The following is a 17,720-nucleotide window of genomic DNA, read 5'->3' as shown; positions in this document are numbered from 1 at the left end:
TGCGGTCTGCGAGGTAAGAAACCTGATGTCGCTGGAGTTTTATCCAGTAGTTTTTGAAAAGGCGAAACGGGGAGTAGGGCGGGGAGGTTGGCGCTTCGGCGCTGAATTACAGCCACAAAAAAGCCGACGGTCGAGGTCGGCTAATTCGATAACACGTTGTGAGGCCGATTATATGGAAACCCAGCCACATATCAATAGCTCTACCAATCTCGCGCCACGTTTTGCGCAATCTGAAAACGTGGCGCGCATTTGCTCGTATATCTTTTTCCCGGCGGTCTGACATGCAATACACCGTCACGATTAACCAGGTGAAGGCGCTGGAGTGGGGGCTGAATTCTCAACAGGCCCTGCTGTTCGCCTTCGTCTACGGCTGCCCGAGCTGGACCAAGCCAATCAAGACCGATGACGGGATCTTCTTCGCGCTCAGCAAGGCCAAAATCATTGAGGAACTGCCGCTTCTCACTGATAAGCCGGACACCGCTTACCGCATGCTGAAGGCCCTGGAAGAGGCCGGTTTGATTGAGCTTTCCTGCACTTCGAACATCACGCTTTTTCGTCTCACCGAGAAGGCCGTCGAGTGGAACCAAAAGCTTGATGGGTCGGAAAAATATCCGACCCCGCCAAAAAACAAAGGTCGGAAAAATATCCGATCTACCTCGGATAAATCTCCGAGCAAGGTCGGAAAAAAATCCGAGCAAGGGTCGGATAAATCTCCGACAAATCAGGATACCAATCATCAGGGTACCAGTCAGGACACCAGTCAGGACTTGCAGGACGCTACCGGCAAGCCGGTTCAGTCCCGCGGCTTGGTGCTGGTGGTTGATCGTACCGACGCTCCACGGGTTGAGATTCCCGCCGATATGCCGGGGCCCAAGGACCAGACCTGCAAAACCTTCAAGGTGTGGGCGAACTACGCCATGGCATACCGCAAACGCTACATCGCCTGGCCGGTGTGGAACGCCAAGGTCGGTGGCCAGCTAGGCCAACTCGTCGACCGCCTCGGCGCCGATGTTGCCCACCACGTCGCGGCCCACTTCCTGAAAACCAGCGATGCCGCCGTCCTGCGCAAATGCCATAGCCTGAACGAGCTGCTGGCCAACGCCGAGAGCTACCACACCCAGTGGGTTACCGGGCAGCGTGTCAACGGCACAACCGCCCGCCAGATGGAAAGGACCGAGGCAAACCTCTCCGCAGCCGAGCAGGCAGCCCAGATTGTTCTGGCCAAACGCCAAGCAGGTGACCGCAATGAATACCTCTGAAATGAACGACCAACAGGTCGCCGGTCTTGCCGCCGCCATATGCGCGACGGCCGAGGCCATGGGCCAGGAAATGAACCCTGGTACCGCCGCTATGATGGCCGAAGACCTTTGTGCTTACCCGGTGCCAGTCGTCAAAGCCGCGCTGAAGGCTTGCCGTTTCGAAGTGAAGGGCAAGCTGGCGATGGCTGACATCCTGCAGCGTGTCCAGACCTCCGACGGCCGCCCTGGGAAGGATGAGGCCTGGGCCATCGCCATGACCACCAACGATGAATTTGAAACCGTGGTGCTGACCGACGAGATCCAGCTGGCCCTGGCCGCTGCGAAACCCATCTTGGATGGCGGCGACAAAATCGGCGCGCGCATGGCGTTCATCGACGCCTACCAGCGGTTTGTGAGCCAAGCCCGCGAGGACGCGAAGCCGGTCAACTGGCATGTGTCCGTAGGCTTCGACGCCAACCGCCGTATCCAGGCTGTGACCAAGGCGATGGAGCTGAAACGCATTCCTCGTGAGCACGGCCAGAAGTACCTGGCAGACCTTAGCGCCGAGCCCATTACCGAGGGCGGACGTGCTATCGCCGGCCTGCTCACTGGCAACGTTACCCGGCCAGAGCCGGCCATTCGCCAGAAGCTGGAGCTGGTGAAGAGCTCGATGATGGAAATGCGGAAGGCCAGTGCTGAGCGGAAAACTGAAATGCGGATTGATGCGGCAAATGAGTTGGCGGATCGCCGGGCGCTACTGATCAAGCAGGCCCAGGAACTGGAAGCGAAGAGGGCAGCACAATGACCAAGTCAGCGAAGCCGCGCCCAATGCCCGTTTACCTGGTTCTGCGCCGCCTGGTAGATCCCGCCACCGGCAAGGAGGTCGCCGCGTTCGTGCCGTCCTCCGATGCTGACCGTTCGATCCTTCGCGAGCGAGATTTCCGGATCAATACGAAGATCCGCGCCGACCTCAAGCAGCCGCGCAACCCGCGGTTCAACGGCTTGGTTCACGGCCTGGGCCGGGTGCTGAGTCAGAACATTGACCGGTTCTCCGGCAAGCAGTCCCACGACGCAATCAAGGCCCTGCAGCTGGAGTCGGGCGTGTACTGCGACGAGGAGCTGTTCGACATTCCAGGTCTGGGCCAGCTCACCCGCAAGACACCCCGAAGCCTTTCCTACGACTCGATGGGGGAGGAGACATTCCAAGACTTCTGGCGTCAGTGCTGCGCGTACTTGGTGCTGCGCGACTGGCCAACCCTCACGGAAGAGCGACTGACCGAGATGGCCGAGTTCGAAGCATTCAAGGAGGCAGCATGAAGCGCACCCCACTACAGCGAAAAACCCCACTTCAATCCGGTCTACCGCGGCGCAAGCGCTGCCCAGAGTGCCGAGTAATGTTCACGCGCTCCAGAGAATCGCAGGTTGTGTGCGGGGAGATCGAGTGCGCGATCGCATACGGCAAGTCCGAGAAGGGGCGAGCTATCGCCGGGAAGGCCCTGGCAGAAGTAGGGCGCCGGCAGATTAAGGTCCGCAAGGAGAAGCTGAAGAGTAGGGCGGATCACCTCAAAGACACGCAGCAGGCCTTCAACGCCTGGGTGCGCGCCCGTGACGCTGAGCTTCCATGCGTGAGCTGCGGCCGCCACCACCAGGGCAAGTATGACGCTGGCCATTACCGGACCGTGGGGAGCAATCCGGCCCTGCGCTTCGAGCCGAAGAATTGCCACCGCCAGTGTTCGCCGTGCAACACCCGGCTTTCCGGGAACATCGTTAATTACCGCATTGAGCTGGTGAAGCGTATCGGCGCCGAGGCTGTCGAGTGGCTGGAAGGCCCTCATGAGGCCAAGAAGTACACCGTGGAAGAGTTGAAGGCGATGACAGCCGACTACCGGGCAAAGACTAGAGAACTGAAGAGGGCCGTCGCATGACCTATCGCAACGTTGTTTCAGCAGTAGTTCGAGCCCTCGCGGCCGAGACCATCACTTCCGCCGGCGGCTGCGACTTTGAGCCCAAGGTGCAGTGCGCCAAGCAGAAGGGGGAGATCGTTGGCAAGGAGGCAGCATTTCTGCAGGACTGCTGGGTGTTCGGTCGGCTACATAAGGCGTTGACCCCGGCTCACTGGCGGGTGCTCGTTGCGAAGTACTCGACGCACCAGGAGCGCAAGCACGACGCCATTCTGGAGATGCTTAACTCGGTGCGCACGCCGGCGCCGAAACGCTTCCGGGAATGCGCTGTGCTGACCTGGGCCATTCCGCAAGTGGCGGGGGCTGAGGGCAAGCGCTCCGCCGCGGTGCTGCCGGCTGCCTGGTACGACATAGCCAACTGGGATAACGACGGCAAGCCGGAATCGACTCGGTATCGGTGGCGGTCATCCATACGAAAAGCTTTGGATCGTCAGATGAATGAGGCGCTGGTGGCCGCTCAAGAGCTCCTTGACGCGGAGGGGCTAATTGAGACGTTCGCTGCATAATAAATTGCCGCGGCGATGAACTGGAAAGATGGCCTATCTGACCCACAGCTTTGTGAGATGGGCGGGAGCTGGAAACGAGCTTCCCGCCGACAAGTTCTAATGAATTAAAAGGACTCAGTACCTGGCTCTGTAATCCGATCACATGGCCGCGTTAAAACCACCTTGCTCCAGCCATTCTTCTAGTGGTTTCGCTTTCAGGGGAGGTGTGAATAGGTATCCCTGCGCCTCTGAACACCCCCAGAGCGTGATTAGATCTAAGATACTTTTTGTCTCGACTCCCTCTGCTACGACTCGATACCCTAACCCTCTCGCAAGCTCGATTAGTGTCTCAACTAACCTCTTATCTTTTTCGTTTGTGTCCAGATTACTGATCAGTGACTGGTCTAGTTTTACCGTACTTACCGGAAGTTGCCTTAGGTATGTCCAGTTGCTGTAGCCAGTGCCGAAGTCGTCCACGGAAATATCAATGCCTAACCCACGGGCGCGCTCTAGCTGAGTAATAACTGCCTTTGGGTCTGACATGTGCATACTTTCAGTAAATTCAAGTTCTAGATTTTTTGGTAGGAGTGCACCTTCATTTATGTACTCTGTGATTTTGTTTACGAATTTTGAGTTTTCAAGATCACTGACAGTCACATTCATGGAGATTCGTAACTCAATACCTTTGCTCCTCCATACTTTCGCTTGGGAAACTACGGCATGAAGTACCCAAAAGGTAATCGAATGCATCAATGCAGTTTTCTCTGCCAATGGTATAAATTCTGCAGGGCTGATAGGTCCGAGCGTAGGGTGATTCCACCGGATCAAGGCTTCAACACTTTCACATGCTAGGCTAGGTAACCTGACTTTGGGCTGGAAAACTAGGCTCAGTTGATTTCCAGATCGAACGGCGTCAGGCAAGGAACTCAGTAGCACAAATGCTCGCTGCTGAGCTGCGTCCAACTCAGGCTGATACATTGTCCATCCCAAGTTTCGAACTCTGGCGTCGTCGGCAGCGCCTACCACCAAGCGTAGCCAGTCTCTCTCTTCTGCATCAGCGATCTTCAAAACTCCAATGCCTGGCTGCATAGGTATTGGAATTCCTTGACAATCAACCGGTTCACCAAAGTTAGAAAGAATCCCAAGGCAGAGGCGCTCGACCGGCTCGCCAGCTTTCAAAAGAAACCCAAAACGTGTGGGGCTAATTTTGTAAAGAAGATAATCTTTAGGTAGTAAAGACTGAAGTCGAGTCTTTACGTCGAGCATTAATTTTTGAGAGAAGCTGTAACCAAGTGCTTTTACTACGTCATTCAAAAATTTCGGCGATATTACGTCCACCGCAAAAAGGTAATGCTGAATGCCGCTGGAGCTTGCCAGGCGGATATCTTCTTCCAATCTAAGTCGATTGAAAAGTCCAGTAGGCTGATCAATAAAATTCCGAGACCGTAAGCCTGTGATCCTCATTACAACGATTTGAGCAAAATAAACGAGCATTCCCGCATCTCGCTTGCTCATTGGTTCTCGAGCTGAAGTATCTATTATGCATAGGCTGCCCAAGGAGAAACCATCACTTGTGAGAAGTGGTGCGCTAGCGTAGTAGCGAATGAAGGGCGGGCCGGTGACCATAGGGTTATCTTTGAAGCGCTCATCATCTCGCGCGTCCAAAACCTCTAACGGCTTTCTGTCGCGTAGCGAGTGGGCACAGAACGAAACGTCCCGTGGTGTAGTGTGTTCTTCAATCCCAATCCGAGCCCTGAACCATTGGCGGTGCTTATCGACAATAGAAATTAGCGCGATGGGAGCACTGAAGTATTCTGAAGTCATCGAAATCATTTTTTCGAAGACTTCATCGTCTTGTTCATTTTGCGGGCACAGGGCCTCAACGCGTTTTAAGCGTTCTGCTTCGTACTCAGGAAAATGGGCGTTTACGTCCATAATTAACCTCGTGTATCACGACCATATGGCTAAACGGTATCAGATCCCCTGCAGGCCTACGACTTCATTTACCTATCGCTCCAATAGGTTAGACCCGGTCACACGTATGGCGCATACGCCGGATACGACTGTTTTACCGTTCGAAAGGGTGTAGGCAGAAATTTGGAAAGCCCTGGATAGGTTTTACGGCGGAGCTACAAGCAAAATTCGGATATCCAAAAAATGTTGCACTGAGTGAGAAAATGAGAGATTATTTATTCATCCTATCGATCTTGCGCGCCAGGGAATTGCACTGCAAAGCCCGGCTAATATGTCGGGCTTTTTGTTGATCTCAGTTTGTCCAGAGTCGAAAATAGAGATTCCGACTATAAGCTGGGAGAGCGTCATGGTTTTGCGTGGCATGGCACAGATGCATGTCGACGACTTGGCGGAACGGTTCAAGAAGTTGGTTGTAGGGCAGGCTGGCAACGCGGATATTCAGTTTGCGTGGGTTGTTTTTTATCAGGGCCGAATGTTCGGGGCTTATTCAACGGCCGAGCTTGCGCTGGAGAAAATAACTGACATTGAGCACTGCATTAGCATCGACGAGGCCCCGGTCCCTCAAGCCTCAATTAACTAAAGTTTTCACTAAGCCCCGCCTACAGCGGGGCTTTTTGCTTTCCACCGTTCGTCCAGTGCTCGGCAAGCGCTGTGACCTGCCGACTACTCTGTTTATGCGCGGTTGTTTCGAGCGTTTGAACGGAGAGACAGCATGGACATTAATAAGAGTGCCCCAGGCAATATTTCGCAGCAGGAAGTGACACGCGGCACGGACAACGAAGCGGGTTACGACCCTCGTCGTGGCGAGCGCGAGATCCTGCCGCCTCAGAATGACGATCCCTCCCTCGAAGAGGATATGTCGGACGTGGACGCGGCCGATTCAGTGGCGAGCGAGCACCCCGACAACTGATTGAAATATCAATAAAAAAACCCGGAAAAAGCGCTGGGTTATTTATTCGCAAACTTTGCGTGTTAGAGCTGCGGCAGCCCCCCGCGGTTTTATCCGGCTTTATTCCAGCGGACCTGCGTTACACCCAGCTTGTCAGCAATTTTTAATATTGAGTCCCGAGACAGGCCGATCGGTATCCAATATTCAGGGCCCTCACCAGCGTGTCTTGTGGCCATGCGAATCGCAGCGTCTTCGCTGAATGTAGTTGCATTCGTATAGAAGTGCTCCGGCTCCCCATCGTGTAGATAGTGGATTTTATAGGGTACTAACTTTTTCATTGGAGCCTCTTGGCCAAAGCCATACCCAAAAAGGGTCGATCCTAAGTATCTGGAATTCAGAGAGGTCTGCCGGGATATGAGGCCGAGAGAGATGGTGGCGCCTGAACTGCGGGTGGTTCTATTTTCTTGCTGGTTAAATTATGACCGTTAGGCCTACGGTTCGTGCGCTTTACGATCAATCTATATTTTCACGGACTCGACATTGATCGGGGTCTTTTCGTTTTCGGCCCCGCCACACCCTTCGCACTGAGCAGGGAGTGCCGCCGGGGATGATTCAAATCTTCAGGTCATGGCCTGTAATATTCATAACTCCCTGACGGGGAGGAACCGAGATGTCCAATATGCCAGACAAACCAGACACCTGGGCGATAGCGCTTGCGTGGTTGAGCCAGCATTCGCCAATCCTCTATGCGGCTGCGCTGTCCTGCGCCATGGCTGTCCTGCGTATCACCTACGGTGGTGGTACACGACGCCAGATGCTGGTGGAGGGCGCTATTTGTGGCGGCCTCACCTTGACGATCATCAGCGGCCTGGACTTCTTCGGCCTGCCCCAAAGCATGGCCACCTTCGCAGGTGGATGGGTAGGCTTCCTGGGTGTGGAGAAGATCCGGTCAATTGCTGACCGCGTGACTGACTTCAAGCTGCCAGGTCGCAAGGTCGATTAATCCGCGCCACGTTTTCGGATGCGCCAAATCGTGGCGCGAGGTTTAGCAAATGAGCAACGTCAGCCGGCTGCGACACGTGCTACCAATGAGCCCGGACATCAACGCTGCGGTCGGCGCTCTCGACAAGGCTATTGCCGATGCTGTGGATGCTGCCAAGGCTGCCGGTTTGCCTCAGGGCCTGGTCGTCAGCCTGCTTCACGGGCACGCCCATGCACAGACACACCAAATGGTGACCGAATGACCGTCAAGGTACTGGAGTTCAAGCGGGAGGACTGGCGAGACGCTGCTAAAACCCTGCGCAAGATCGCCGATGACCTCGATGCCGGGGAGCATCCCGAGTGCACTGTAGGTGCCTTGACGCTGATCGGCGCGAAGGGAGAGGTGACCGTGTTCGGCCTCGGCCCCAAGTGCGACGACCTGCAATGCCTTGGTGCGATGCGCCTGGGTGAGCAGAAGCTGATTGATGTTCTGCTGACTACTGATGACTGAAGTGTGCCGCAGGTTTAGTGCGGCGGGGATGGTCCTCTACCTCTTGTTCATAATTAAAACAAGAGCTTCCACTTCAGCCCTTATGCTACTGGCTTGGCCTTGGAAGTGAATGGTGCCCCTCGGGTAGATATTAATTACAAGACCATCTGGAAATACAAACTGCAGAGCGCCAAAAGCATTTTGGACTAATCGAGTAGCTTCCGGGTAAGTAGTACCAAGATGCTGGATGAGCGTTCGCGGATCCGTGCATGACATTACCATCTGCTACTCCTTAGCCGGTTGAGCGCCATATTTGCAGTCATCCATACTTTAGTACAAATTCGGAGGTTGTCTGTGAGCAGGCCATTGCCTCCAGTTTCACTGCTGGAACTGTCTGAGCTATCCGATTTCGGTATTCGCCTTACACCGGCGCCAGAGGTGTGGGAATGGCTCCAAGCTGAGATACTTGCCGACACCGGCACCATTCACAACGAAGACCATGCCCACCTACTTGATGCAGACATCCGGGTCATGTGGGCTTCGTCGAGCTTCGAGAAGCAGGGTCGTACAGTTCTGGGCCAGGCCGAACAGGTAGCGTTCCGCGCCGGCGGCTGGCAGAAAGCACGGATGGAACAACAGATGCGTGATTGGTTCGGCGATGTGCCGGCCTTCATCATCACCTTGGCTGCTGACTACTGCGCCCAGTGCAGCGATACCGACTTCTGCACCTTGGTTGAGCATGAGCTCTATCACATCGCTCACGCCAACGATAAGTACGGCCAGCCAGCCTTCACAAAGGAAGGCGCGCCCAAGCTTGAGATGCGCGGCCACGACGTCAACGAGTTCGTTGCCATCGTTGAGCGATATGGCGTTGGCGCGCCAGATAGCGATGTTGCGCGAATGGTCGAAGCGGCCAAAAAACCACCATCCGTTAACCGGGCCTCTATAGCGAGTGCTTGCGGTACCTGCTTGATGAGGGCTGTGTAGTGGAAGAGCAGTGGAAGACGATTCAAAACTACCCGGACTACGCGGTAAGCAACCTGGGTCGAATCAAGCGCCTCACGACCAGGACGTGCGCGAAGGCAGGCACAATCTTAAAGACACCTGGCCGCAGTAAGGCTCGACCATACCTGAGTGTCGATCTCTGCTACCCGGGAGGCAAACGCACTGAGCTTGTTCATCGGCTCGTAGCGATCGCATTTCTGGGTGAGCCGCCGTTTCATGGCGCTGAGGTTAATCATATTGACGCCGACAGGGGAAACGCAGCCGTCTTCAACTTGGAATGGGTTACGTCTTCGGACAATCAACACCACTCCTATGAGCATGGGTTGCAGACGGCAAAGGGCGAATCTAACGGACAAGCCAAACTGAAAGAGGGTGAGGTGCTGGAAATGCGAGCGCTTCACTCAACATCAGGCGTTGATGTTGAAACTCTTGCTGAACTCTACGGCATCCATAAGAGAACGGCCCTTGATGTGGTTCGCCGCAAGTCGTGGGCGCACATCTGATGCTGCACACAATCCTGCCGAGGTAGGGAAATTGAACAATGCGAGGGCCTGCGGAACCTGTCTGCTCAGATCGGCCTGACCCCTGACAGACCTAAGACGGAATTTACCCTATGGCAGCCCTGAACAGTGAGGTGAAAGGCTTCATGGTTCAGGCCTTGGCGTGCTTCGACACACCTTCCCAGGTTGCAGCGGCTGTCCGAGAGGAATTCGGCATTGAGGTGACCCGTCAGCAGTGCGAGGCGCAAGACCCGACCAAGCGTGCCGGCCGAGACCTGGCAAAGAAGTGGGTGACCCTTTTCCACGACACCCGTAAGCGATTCCGCGAAGAGACAGCTGACATCCCGATCGCCAACCGCGCCTTCCGTCTCCGTGCCATGAACCGCTTCGTGGAGAGGGCCGAGTCGATGAAGAACATTGGTCTGGCTATGCAGATCCTGGAGCAGGCCGCGAAAGAAACCGGCGACATCTACGTCAATCGAGCGCGGAAGGAGGAGGCGGGCGACGAACCGGTAATTCCGACTCGGATTCAGGTCGACGTGGTTGATGCGAGGAAACCGAATGCCGAGCCTTAATGTTCCGCAGGCTCAGTTCCTCACGCTGCCCCACAAGTTTCGTGCTTTCGTTGCTGGGTTCGGCTCGGGGAAAACATGGGTGGGCTGCTCGGCACTCAGTAAGCACTTCATGGAGTGGCCCGGCGTTAACGCTGGCTACTTCGCACCGACCTACCCGCAAATCCGGGACATCTTCTATCCGACCATGGATGAGGTGGCCTACGACTGGGGGCTGAAGACCAAGATCAACCAGGCGAACCACGAGGTTCACATCTACAGCGGCCGGCAGTGCCGCGGCACTGTGATCTGCAGGTCTATGGAGAAGCCTCAGACCATCGTTGGCTTCAAGATCGGTCACGCCCTGGTGGATGAGCTGGACGTGCTGACGGCCATCAAGGCACAGCAGGCCTGGCGCAAGATCATCGCCCGGATGCGCTACAACCTGCCCGGGCTGAAGAACGGGGTGGACGTCACCACAACGCCGGAAGGCTTCAAGTTTGTCTTCCTGCAGTTCGTGAAGCAGCTGCGCGACAAGCCGTCGCTCAAGGAGATGTACGGCCTGGTGCAGGCCAGCACCTTCGACAACGAGCTCAATCTGCCGGATGACTACATCGCCTCCCTGATGGAGTCGTATCCGCCGCAGCTGATCATGGCGTACCTCAAAGGCCAGTTCGTCAACCTGACGTCCGGCACGATCTACAAGGCCTATGACCGCAAGCTCAACGGATGCTTCGACACCGTGCAGCCCGGCGAGCCGCTGTTTATTGGGATGGACTTCAACGTCGGCAAGATGGCGGCAATTACCCACGTCAAACGTGACCAGGGGCTGCCCAGGGCAGTAGATGAGCTGATCGACGGCTACGACACGCCTGACATGATCCGGCGGATCAAAGAACGCTACTGGCAGCACGACGGCAACGATTTCAAGAAGACCTGCGAAATCAGGATCTACCCGGACGCCTCGGGCGATTCGCGCAAGTCCGTGAACGCCAGCATCACCGACCTTGCCATGCTCAAACAGGCCGGGTTCGCGGTCATCGCTCCAGCTGCAAACCCGCCGGTGAAGGATCGAATCAACGCAATGAACGCCGTCTTCTGCAATGCGCAGGGCGAGCGCCGCTACCTGATCAATTCGCTCACCTGTCCGACCTATGCCGATGGGCTGGAGCAACAGGTGTGGGGCGCGAACGGGGAGCCAGATAAAACCGCAGGCATCGATCACGCGAACGACGCCGGCGGCTACTTCATCCACCGCGAGTATCCGATCATCAAACCGGTCACCGCTATCAAAATGGGATACGCCCGATGAGTAACGACGTCTCCTTCAAGCGGGCGGAATACACGACAGTGCTGGACCGCTGGGCGACCGTTCGTGACGTCTGCGCCGGCCAGCACCGGGTAGTCGATCGGCTGCCGTACATCAACGCGCACGACAAGTCGCCGGAGAACGTAGACCGGAACAGGGCTTACCGCGAGCGGGCGGTGTTCAAGAACGCCACAGGGCACACCCGAAACGGGCTGCTTGGTCTGGCCTTCCATAAAGATCCGACCCTCGCGGTGCCGAAGAAGCTGGAATACCTGCAGGACAATGCTAACGGCTCCGGTGTCAGCATTTACCAGCACTCCCAAGGCACGCTGGAGAAGGTGCTTGAGGCTGGGCGCCACGGGTTGTACGTCGACTACCACCAAGACGACGGCATCGGCGGTCACTCTGTGATCCTTTCCTATTGCGCAGAAGACATCATCAACTGGCGTACGGGTATGGTGAACGGCCACAGCGTGCTGACGCTGGTGGTGCTGCGCGAGTCGCCGGAGATACCGGAAGGTTTTGGCTACAAGACAGCTGAGCAGTACCGGGAACTGGCGCTGGAGGAAGACGGCTTTGTTTGCCGGGTTTGGCGCCGGTCCGGACCAAAGGGTGGCGGCCCACTGGAGGTCATCGAAGAATTCAGGCCTGAAGGTGTCACTGGGCGCTTCAAAGAAATCCCGTTCACCTTCGTCGGCGCACAGAACAACGACCCAAGCATCGACGAGTCGCCGCTGTACGACATCGCCATGATCAACCTGGGTCATTACCGGAACAGCGCCGACTACGAAGACAGCGTCTTCTGGTGTGGCCAGGCTCAGCCGTGGATCTCTGGTTTGGATGAGCAGTGGCGCGACTGGATGGAGAAGAACGGTGTTTATGTCGGCTCCCGGGCGCCGATGATGCTGCCAGCTGGCGGCCAGTTCGGTTACGCGCAGCCCTTACCCAATACGCTGGTCAAAGAGGCGATGGCCGATAAGAACCAGATGATGATTGAACTGGGCGCACGGATGGTGGTGGCGTCACTTGCCACCAAGACAGCTACCGAGTCACGCGCCGATCAGTCGGCATCCACATCGGTGCTCGCTGGGTGTGTGGCAAACGTCAGCGAGGCATACACGCGAGCCATCATGTGGTGCTGCGCTTACATGGGGATTGCCGACAAGAAGGTCGCCTACCAGGTGAATCAGGAATTTGTCGAGCTGACTGCTGATCCGCAGATGATCACCGCCTTGGTTGGCTTGTGGCAGAACGGCGGCTTCGCCAAGGCTGATTTGCGGGCGTACCTGCGCAAACTGGGGCTGATCGCGCCAGAGCGTACTGACCACCAGATTGACGGTGAGCTGGAAGAGCAGGGCGATGGCCTGGGCCTGGACGATGAGGACAAACCAAATGGCGGTAAATCCGGCAGTACTTGATGCCACGATCCGGCACGCGGTCTTCCTCGAAAAGCTGAAGGCTGGAGAGGTGGGCAAGTTCGCCCCGTTTCTCAAGGAGATTGACCGCTCTATTCGCGACCGCCTCACCCAGTCGGATCTGTCTGAGTACAGCGTCAAACGCCTCGAAGCGCTGCTGAAGGAAGTGGATAGTCTGCTGCTGGGCATCTTCGACCGCTACAGCGCGCAACTGAACCTCGACCTGGTAGATATCGCCAACTACGAGGCTGAGTTTGAGGCGACCAGCATTACCAGATCGGCGCCGCTTGGAGTCTCACTGGATGTGGTTGCGCCGACGGCTGCAGCGATCCGCACCGCAGTGCTGACGAACCCGCTCAGTGTGCGCGGTACTGGTGGAGGCAAGTTATTGAAGGCCTTCATCAAAGGCTGGAACAGCGCAGAGCGTGAGCGCGTCACCGGCACCATTCGGCAAGGCTTCTTCGAAGGGCAGACGAATTTCCAGATCATCCGCAACATTCGCGGTACTAAGGCGGCCGGCTACAAGGACGGCATTCTTGCCACCACCAGCCGCAATGCCAGCACGGTCGTGCACACTGCGATTCAGCATGTGTCGTCCCAGGCGCGCATGGAGGTCGCGAAGTCCAATACGGACATCGTCGAAGAAATCCAGATGGTGGCCACGCTGGACAGCAAGACCAGCCAGTTGTGCCGCTCGATGGACAAACGCAAGTTTCCGGTCGATTCCGGGCCACGGCCGCCATTCCACCCGAACTGCCGCAACACCTTCATTCTGTTGACCAAGCTCAGCGTGATGTTCGCCAAAGGCGCTACGCGTGCCTCGGTGGGTGCTGATGGCGGACAGCAGGTCAGTGCCGACCTCGATTACTACCACTGGCTCCAGCAGCAACCGGCATCGTTCCAGGACGTGGCTATTGGACCTGTACGGGCCAAGCTGTTCCGTGAGGGCGGATTGACCGTCGAGCGCTTCGCCGAGCTGCAGCTTGATCGCAACTTCGCACCGCTAACTCTGGCGCAGATGAAGGGACTAGAGCCGCTGGCATTTGAGAGGGCCGGGATTTAACCGAACACATTCAACCAGCCGCCTCCGGGCGGTTTTTTATTGCCTGCAAAGCGGGCGGACTAAACCCAAGGGGTGCATCAAAGTGGCAGAAGAAAACGAAATCGACCTGGAAAACCCGGCAATCAAGGCCGCTATCGCGACTGCCGTTGAAGCATCCGTTTCCGGTTTGAAAACCAAGAACTCGGAACTGCTGGGCAAGCTGAAGGAAACCTCCGGCAAGCTGACCCAATTTGAAACACAGTTTGAAGGCATCGACATCGACGCAGTCAAAGGCCTGCTCAGCCGCGCCGGGCAGGACGAAGAAACCAAGTTGCTGACCGAGGGCAAGGTGGACGAGGTCTTCAACCGCCGCACTGAGCGTCTGCGCGGTGACTACGACAAGCAGCTGAAGACCATCAGCGAGCGCGCCGAGAAAGCTGAGTCCTTCGCTGCCAAGTTCCAGGGCAAAGTCCTGGGCGACTCGGTACGCGGCGCAGCACTGAAGGCTGGTGCGCTCCCTGAAGCGACAGACGACATCATCCTGCGCGCCAAAGGCGTGTTCACCCTTAACGAAGATGGCGATGCAGTCGCCGTTGATGAATCCGGCCAGGTCATCCTCGGTAAAGACGGCAAGACCCCTCTGACTCCGCTCGAATGGGCGGAATCTCTGCGCGAAAGCGCACCTCATCTGTGGCCAAGGGCTTCAGGGACATTTGCCCCGGGCGGGGGTGGCGGCAAGGCTGCATTCAAGCGCTCCGAAATGACCTCCGAGCAGAAGCGCGACTTCCAGCGCAAGCACGGCCAAACCGCATATCTGCAATTGCCCAAGTAAGGGGATTGACCCATGGCTACAACCGTAAATAGCGACCTGATCATCTACAACGATGAGGCGCAAACCGCATACCTGGAGCGTGTCCAGGACAACCTGGATGTGTTCAACGCATCGTCGAACGGCGCGATGGTGCTGGACAACGAACTGATCGAAGGCGATTTCCGCAAGCGTGCTCTCTACAAGCTGAACGGATCGCTTGAACACCGTGACGTCAACTCTGACGGCAAGGTTACCGCCAAGAAGATCAGCGCCGGCGAAGCTGTGGGCGTCAAGGCTCCATGGAAGTACGGTCCGTACCAGACCACCGAAGAGGCGTTCAAGCGCCGCGGTCGTCCGGTCGAGGAGTTCTCCCAGATCGTCGGCGCCGACGTTGCTGACGCGACCCTTGAAGGCTTTATCCAGTACGCAACGGCTGGTCTGCGCGCGGCCATCGGCTCCAACGCTGACATGGTGGTTTCGGCCAACATCGAAACCGACGGCAAGAAGACTCTGACTCGCGGCATGCGCAAGTTCGGCGATAAGTTCGGTCGGATCGCACTGTGGGTCATGCACTCCAGCGCCTACTTCGACATCGTTGATGAAGCCATCACCAACAAAATCTACGAAGAAGCTGGCGTCGTGATCTACGGCGGCCTGCCGGGCACTCTGGGCAAGCCGGTACTAGTGACCGACACCGCACCGGCGGACGTGATTTTCGGCCTGCTACCAAACGCCGTAACTATCACCGAGTCGCAGGCGCCGGGCTTCCGCTCCTACGAAGTGAACGACGAAGAAAACCTGAGCATCGGTTATCGCGCTGAAGGCACCGTGAACATCGATGTGCTGGGTTACAGCTGGAAAGCCACCACTGGCGGTTCCAACCCAACCCTGGCGGCGGTTGGCTCCGCTGCCAACTGGGTCAAGCATGCGGGCAGCAACAAGGTAACCGCCGGCGTGATGATCACTTTGACTGCGACGCCTCCGGCAACTGGCGGCTAACCCAAAAACTCAACGCGCGGTCAGCGATGGCCGCCTTGGAGAAACACATGGAACTGACTTACAGCAACCAGCTGAGCGGCTTCGACCCGGAGAAGCGTTACCGCAATCCGGAACACTTCGATAAGCCCGAAGCCGGCGTGACCAGCGTGCTGGTGATTGGCGATTGGCCAAGCGTGGTCGACGCATACGAAGCAGCCGGCATTGGCGTGTCGGTGAAGGAAGCCAAGCGGGTGCAGATTGTTGGTGCGGGCAACCAGGCCGAACTGGAAAAGGTGATCGCGGCTTTGCGCGCTGAGCATGGATCGATCCTGATCCTTGTTGACGGCCTGGAAGCTGGCGAAATCCATCGTCCAGAGTCCGGCGACCTGGCGTTGCGCTTGTTTCACGTGCTGGGCACCATCCATGCTTCGATTGATGAGTTGAGCACTGAACGTGACGGCCTGACCTTGACTGTCGACGCACTGCGCGGCGAGGTTGAAGCGCTGAAGAAGTCTGCCCTCACGCCGCCGGCTGACGAGGCCGGTGAAATCGCAGCGCTTAAACAAAGGCTCGATGAAGCCAAGGTCCAGTACCGGGCCAACGCCTCCAAAGAATCCCTGGAAAAGCTCGTCGCTGAGCTGCCCAAGGAGTAATACTGCTGGCTGTTGGTGATCCGGCGGCTAATCTTCAAACCATTCCAGCGAGTTAACGCATGACACTCATCATCGAGGACGGCACCGGCAAGCCTGACGCCGAAAGCTACGCGAGCGCCGAGGATCTGGCCATGTATGCCGTAAAGTTCGGCACGGTCATCCCCGCTGGCATTCCCGAGCAAGAAGCGTTGCTGCGCCGGGCCGCCTTGGCGATGGATGGCATGACTTGGAAAGGGCGCAAGACCAATAGCGAGCAGGGCTTGTCCTGGCCGCGACGGGAAGTGTTACTGGATCAGGAGATCAAGCCGAACAACTACCTGCCGGCACGCATCCAGTACGGGCAGATGGCCCTGGCCACCGAAATCCATCAGGACGATATCGACCCGGTGGAGAAGCGCAAAGGCGCCGTCTTGCTTGATCGTGTTGAGGGTGCTGTAACGCGGCAGTATGCAGCAATCCATTCCACCAGTAACCGCCTGCTACCGGCGGCACCTGACCGGCCGAGCGCAACGCAGTTTGCCGACTACCTACAAAAGCGTGGGCTGTTCGCAGTCCGGGCCTAGTTTGGAAATTGTTCTGACAGTTGAGAAAGTAGATGGCCGACGTCCGTTTGAATTCCGTAGACACATGAGAACCATGCCTGTGAAGCTGGGTCAGCATTCACGCTTACCAGGATATTAGCTGCAGCAGTGCTTACTGCGGGCTCAAAATAAAATTCTTCAAGCTCAGTGCGATCGCGCTTTTTTCCATCGATCGTTCCAGTTTTTGCGTACCGCTTCAGTTCCTCCTTGAGAGACCGAAACCCCTGCTGAAGCTCATCTTTCTCCAGTCGATTGAATCTGGTTTTACCTGCGTGCAATGCCATTAAGTCATTGGCCTGAGAACACAGACTGCGCATCCTGGCAATGACTTCGACTGCGTGCTGATTTTCAGTGGTCATCTTGATTTCCTTTTCTTTTCCGGCGGTTTGCTGAGCGGTCGATAGTAACCGCCCAATAACGCATATGCATCTGGAGCCACCATGGCCTTCTACGACGAAATGGCCGTGATGGCTCTGGAGATGATCACAGAGTTCGGCCAGGCAGTGACCATCAGCAAGACGGAGCCGGGCGAGTACGACCCGGAGACGGGCGGCGAAGCTCCTGGCGTGCCCGTAGAGCAAGTCGCGCAAGGCATCCTGGTCGACTTCACCGGCCAAGAATTCCAAAACAACAGCCTCATCAAGCAGGGCGACAAAAAGCTCAAAATCGCTGCGCAGGGTTTGGCCTGGGTGCCTGACTTGCTGGACAAGGTCGTTGTCCAGGGCCGCACCTGGGCTATCGTTCCGCCGCTGAAAGGAGTGAACCCCGCCGGCACGCCAATCGTGTATGAACTGCAGGTGCGGTCATGATTCAGGAGTTGAGGCCTGCTCCGTAATTGAAGCTATCGTATGAGTGGA

Annotated in this window: 24 protein-coding genes and 1 pseudogene; 22 read left to right on the top strand and 3 right to left on the bottom strand. The window is 56.8% G+C overall.

What is annotated here, in order from left to right:
* The first annotated feature begins 281 nt into the window (after positions 1-281).
* The 5 genes from ACKZ62_RS15980 to ACKZ62_RS15960 are packed head-to-tail and all read left to right on the top strand — an operon-like array spanning position 282 to position 3,705.
* Positions 282-1,259 carry a phage replication protein gene (locus tag ACKZ62_RS15980; protein ID WP_421560684.1) on the top strand — a complete coding sequence of 326 codons (978 nt, stop codon included), beginning with the start codon at positions 282-284 and terminating at the stop codon, positions 1,257-1,259.
* Positions 1,246-2,043, top strand: a complete 798-nt coding sequence (locus ACKZ62_RS15975) for a hypothetical protein (RefSeq protein ID WP_122753982.1) — start codon at positions 1,246-1,248, stop codon at positions 2,041-2,043. Before ACKZ62_RS15980 ends, ACKZ62_RS15975 begins: the two co-directional genes overlap by 14 nt.
* On the top strand, positions 2,040-2,555 hold the full coding sequence (locus ACKZ62_RS15970; protein ID WP_122681624.1) for a hypothetical protein: 516 nt from the start codon (positions 2,040-2,042) through the stop codon (positions 2,553-2,555). Before ACKZ62_RS15975 ends, ACKZ62_RS15970 begins: the two co-directional genes overlap by 4 nt.
* A complete protein-coding gene (locus ACKZ62_RS15965) occupies positions 2,552-3,163 on the top strand; it encodes a recombination protein NinG (RefSeq protein ID WP_421560683.1) in 612 nt (203 codons plus the stop codon). The genes ACKZ62_RS15970 and ACKZ62_RS15965 overlap by 4 nt, the downstream gene beginning before the upstream one ends.
* Complete coding sequence (locus tag ACKZ62_RS15960) at positions 3,160-3,705, top strand: hypothetical protein (protein WP_122681622.1); 546 nt, start codon at positions 3,160-3,162, stop codon at positions 3,703-3,705. The genes ACKZ62_RS15965 and ACKZ62_RS15960 overlap by 4 nt, the downstream gene beginning before the upstream one ends.
* Positions 3,706-3,843: 138 nt before the next feature.
* On the opposite strand, the gene ACKZ62_RS15955 is transcribed toward ACKZ62_RS15960, so the two are convergent.
* A complete protein-coding gene (locus ACKZ62_RS15955; protein ID WP_099602851.1) occupies positions 3,844-5,619 on the bottom strand; it encodes a sensor domain-containing phosphodiesterase in 1,776 nt (591 codons plus the stop codon).
* Between the two features lie 385 nt (positions 5,620-6,004).
* On the opposite strand from ACKZ62_RS15955, the gene ACKZ62_RS15950 reads away from it, so the two are divergent.
* Both ACKZ62_RS15950 and ACKZ62_RS15945 read left to right on the top strand, forming a co-directional pair.
* A complete protein-coding gene (locus ACKZ62_RS15950) occupies positions 6,005-6,238 on the top strand; it encodes a hypothetical protein (RefSeq protein ID WP_099602852.1) in 234 nt (77 codons plus the stop codon).
* A gap of 132 nt (positions 6,239-6,370) precedes the next feature.
* The gene (locus ACKZ62_RS15945) at positions 6,371-6,568 is read left to right on the top strand and encodes a hypothetical protein (protein WP_099602853.1); all 198 of its coding nucleotides are present in this window, start codon (positions 6,371-6,373) and stop codon (positions 6,566-6,568) included.
* Positions 6,569-6,657: 89 nt separating this feature from the next.
* Here the strand turns inward: ACKZ62_RS15945 and ACKZ62_RS15940 are convergent, their stop codons facing one another.
* Complete coding sequence (locus ACKZ62_RS15940; RefSeq protein WP_099602854.1) at positions 6,658-6,885, bottom strand: DUF6555 family protein; 228 nt, start codon at positions 6,883-6,885, stop codon at positions 6,658-6,660.
* 332 nt (positions 6,886-7,217) lie between these two features.
* Here ACKZ62_RS15940 and ACKZ62_RS15935 point away from each other — a divergent pair, with 332 nt between their 5' ends.
* The 14 genes and pseudogenes from ACKZ62_RS15935 (at position 7,218) to ACKZ62_RS15870 (ending at position 16,845) form a co-directional block, all read left to right on the top strand.
* The gene (locus ACKZ62_RS15935) at positions 7,218-7,550 is read left to right on the top strand and encodes a phage holin, lambda family (RefSeq protein WP_032891196.1); all 333 of its coding nucleotides are present in this window, start codon (positions 7,218-7,220) and stop codon (positions 7,548-7,550) included.
* Between the two features lie 49 nt (positions 7,551-7,599).
* Complete coding sequence (locus tag ACKZ62_RS15930) at positions 7,600-7,791, top strand: hypothetical protein (RefSeq protein ID WP_032891197.1); 192 nt, start codon at positions 7,600-7,602, stop codon at positions 7,789-7,791.
* On the top strand, positions 7,788-8,039 hold the full coding sequence (locus tag ACKZ62_RS15925) for a hypothetical protein (protein ID WP_099602855.1): 252 nt from the start codon (positions 7,788-7,790) through the stop codon (positions 8,037-8,039). The genes ACKZ62_RS15930 and ACKZ62_RS15925 overlap by 4 nt, the downstream gene beginning before the upstream one ends.
* 333 nt (positions 8,040-8,372) lie before the next feature.
* Positions 8,373-9,005, top strand: a complete 633-nt coding sequence (locus ACKZ62_RS15920) for a putative metallopeptidase (RefSeq protein ID WP_099602857.1) — start codon at positions 8,373-8,375, stop codon at positions 9,003-9,005.
* Positions 9,005-9,526, top strand: coding sequence for an HNH endonuclease (locus ACKZ62_RS15915; RefSeq protein WP_427584162.1), 522 nt, complete (start codon positions 9,005-9,007; stop codon positions 9,524-9,526). The genes ACKZ62_RS15920 and ACKZ62_RS15915 overlap by 1 nt, the downstream gene beginning before the upstream one ends.
* A pseudogene (locus ACKZ62_RS15910) lies at positions 9,525-9,605 on the top strand (putative metallopeptidase); the annotation flags it as partial. The gene ACKZ62_RS15915 and the pseudogene ACKZ62_RS15910, both read left to right, overlap by 2 nt.
* A gap of 31 nt (positions 9,606-9,636) precedes the next feature.
* The gene (locus tag ACKZ62_RS15905; protein ID WP_442116078.1) at positions 9,637-10,098 is read left to right on the top strand and encodes a DUF2280 domain-containing protein; all 462 of its coding nucleotides are present in this window, start codon (positions 9,637-9,639) and stop codon (positions 10,096-10,098) included.
* On the top strand, positions 10,085-11,386 hold the full coding sequence (locus ACKZ62_RS15900) for a terminase large subunit domain-containing protein (RefSeq protein WP_427584160.1): 1,302 nt from the start codon (positions 10,085-10,087) through the stop codon (positions 11,384-11,386). Before ACKZ62_RS15905 ends, ACKZ62_RS15900 begins: the two co-directional genes overlap by 14 nt.
* Positions 11,383-12,801 (top strand): DUF4055 domain-containing protein, encoded by a 1,419-nt coding sequence (locus tag ACKZ62_RS15895; RefSeq protein WP_447095512.1) that lies wholly within the window; start codon positions 11,383-11,385, stop codon positions 12,799-12,801. Before ACKZ62_RS15900 ends, ACKZ62_RS15895 begins: the two co-directional genes overlap by 4 nt.
* Positions 12,776-13,861, top strand: coding sequence for a phage minor head protein (locus ACKZ62_RS15890; RefSeq protein WP_447095511.1), 1,086 nt, complete (start codon positions 12,776-12,778; stop codon positions 13,859-13,861). Before ACKZ62_RS15895 ends, ACKZ62_RS15890 begins: the two co-directional genes overlap by 26 nt.
* 82 nt (positions 13,862-13,943) lie before the next feature.
* The gene (locus tag ACKZ62_RS15885) at positions 13,944-14,672 is read left to right on the top strand and encodes a hypothetical protein (RefSeq protein WP_093546469.1); all 729 of its coding nucleotides are present in this window, start codon (positions 13,944-13,946) and stop codon (positions 14,670-14,672) included.
* 12 nt (positions 14,673-14,684) lie between these two features.
* Positions 14,685-15,650 carry a major capsid protein gene (locus ACKZ62_RS15880; protein WP_311903502.1) on the top strand — a complete coding sequence of 322 codons (966 nt, stop codon included), beginning with the start codon at positions 14,685-14,687 and terminating at the stop codon, positions 15,648-15,650.
* Between the two features lie 47 nt (positions 15,651-15,697).
* Positions 15,698-16,282, top strand: a complete 585-nt coding sequence (locus ACKZ62_RS15875) for a hypothetical protein (RefSeq protein WP_427584157.1) — start codon at positions 15,698-15,700, stop codon at positions 16,280-16,282.
* Positions 16,283-16,341: 59 nt separating this feature from the next.
* Complete coding sequence (locus ACKZ62_RS15870; RefSeq protein ID WP_427584156.1) at positions 16,342-16,845, top strand: DnaT-like ssDNA-binding protein; 504 nt, start codon at positions 16,342-16,344, stop codon at positions 16,843-16,845.
* Here the strand turns inward: ACKZ62_RS15870 and ACKZ62_RS15865 are convergent.
* Positions 16,842-17,222 (bottom strand): hypothetical protein, encoded by a 381-nt coding sequence (locus ACKZ62_RS15865; protein ID WP_427584155.1) that lies wholly within the window; start codon positions 17,220-17,222, stop codon positions 16,842-16,844. The genes ACKZ62_RS15870 and ACKZ62_RS15865 overlap by 4 nt on opposite strands.
* Before the next feature lie 81 nt (positions 17,223-17,303).
* On the opposite strand from ACKZ62_RS15865, the gene ACKZ62_RS15860 reads away from it, so the two are divergent.
* Positions 17,304-17,672 (top strand): hypothetical protein, encoded by a 369-nt coding sequence (locus tag ACKZ62_RS15860; RefSeq protein ID WP_427584154.1) that lies wholly within the window; start codon positions 17,304-17,306, stop codon positions 17,670-17,672.
* The last annotated feature ends 48 nt before the right edge of the window (positions 17,673-17,720 follow it).

Source organism: Pseudomonas sivasensis, assembly GCF_052938085.1.
Note: the sequence above shows the minus strand (reverse complement) of the source record. Positions and strands in the feature narration are given on the sequence as shown.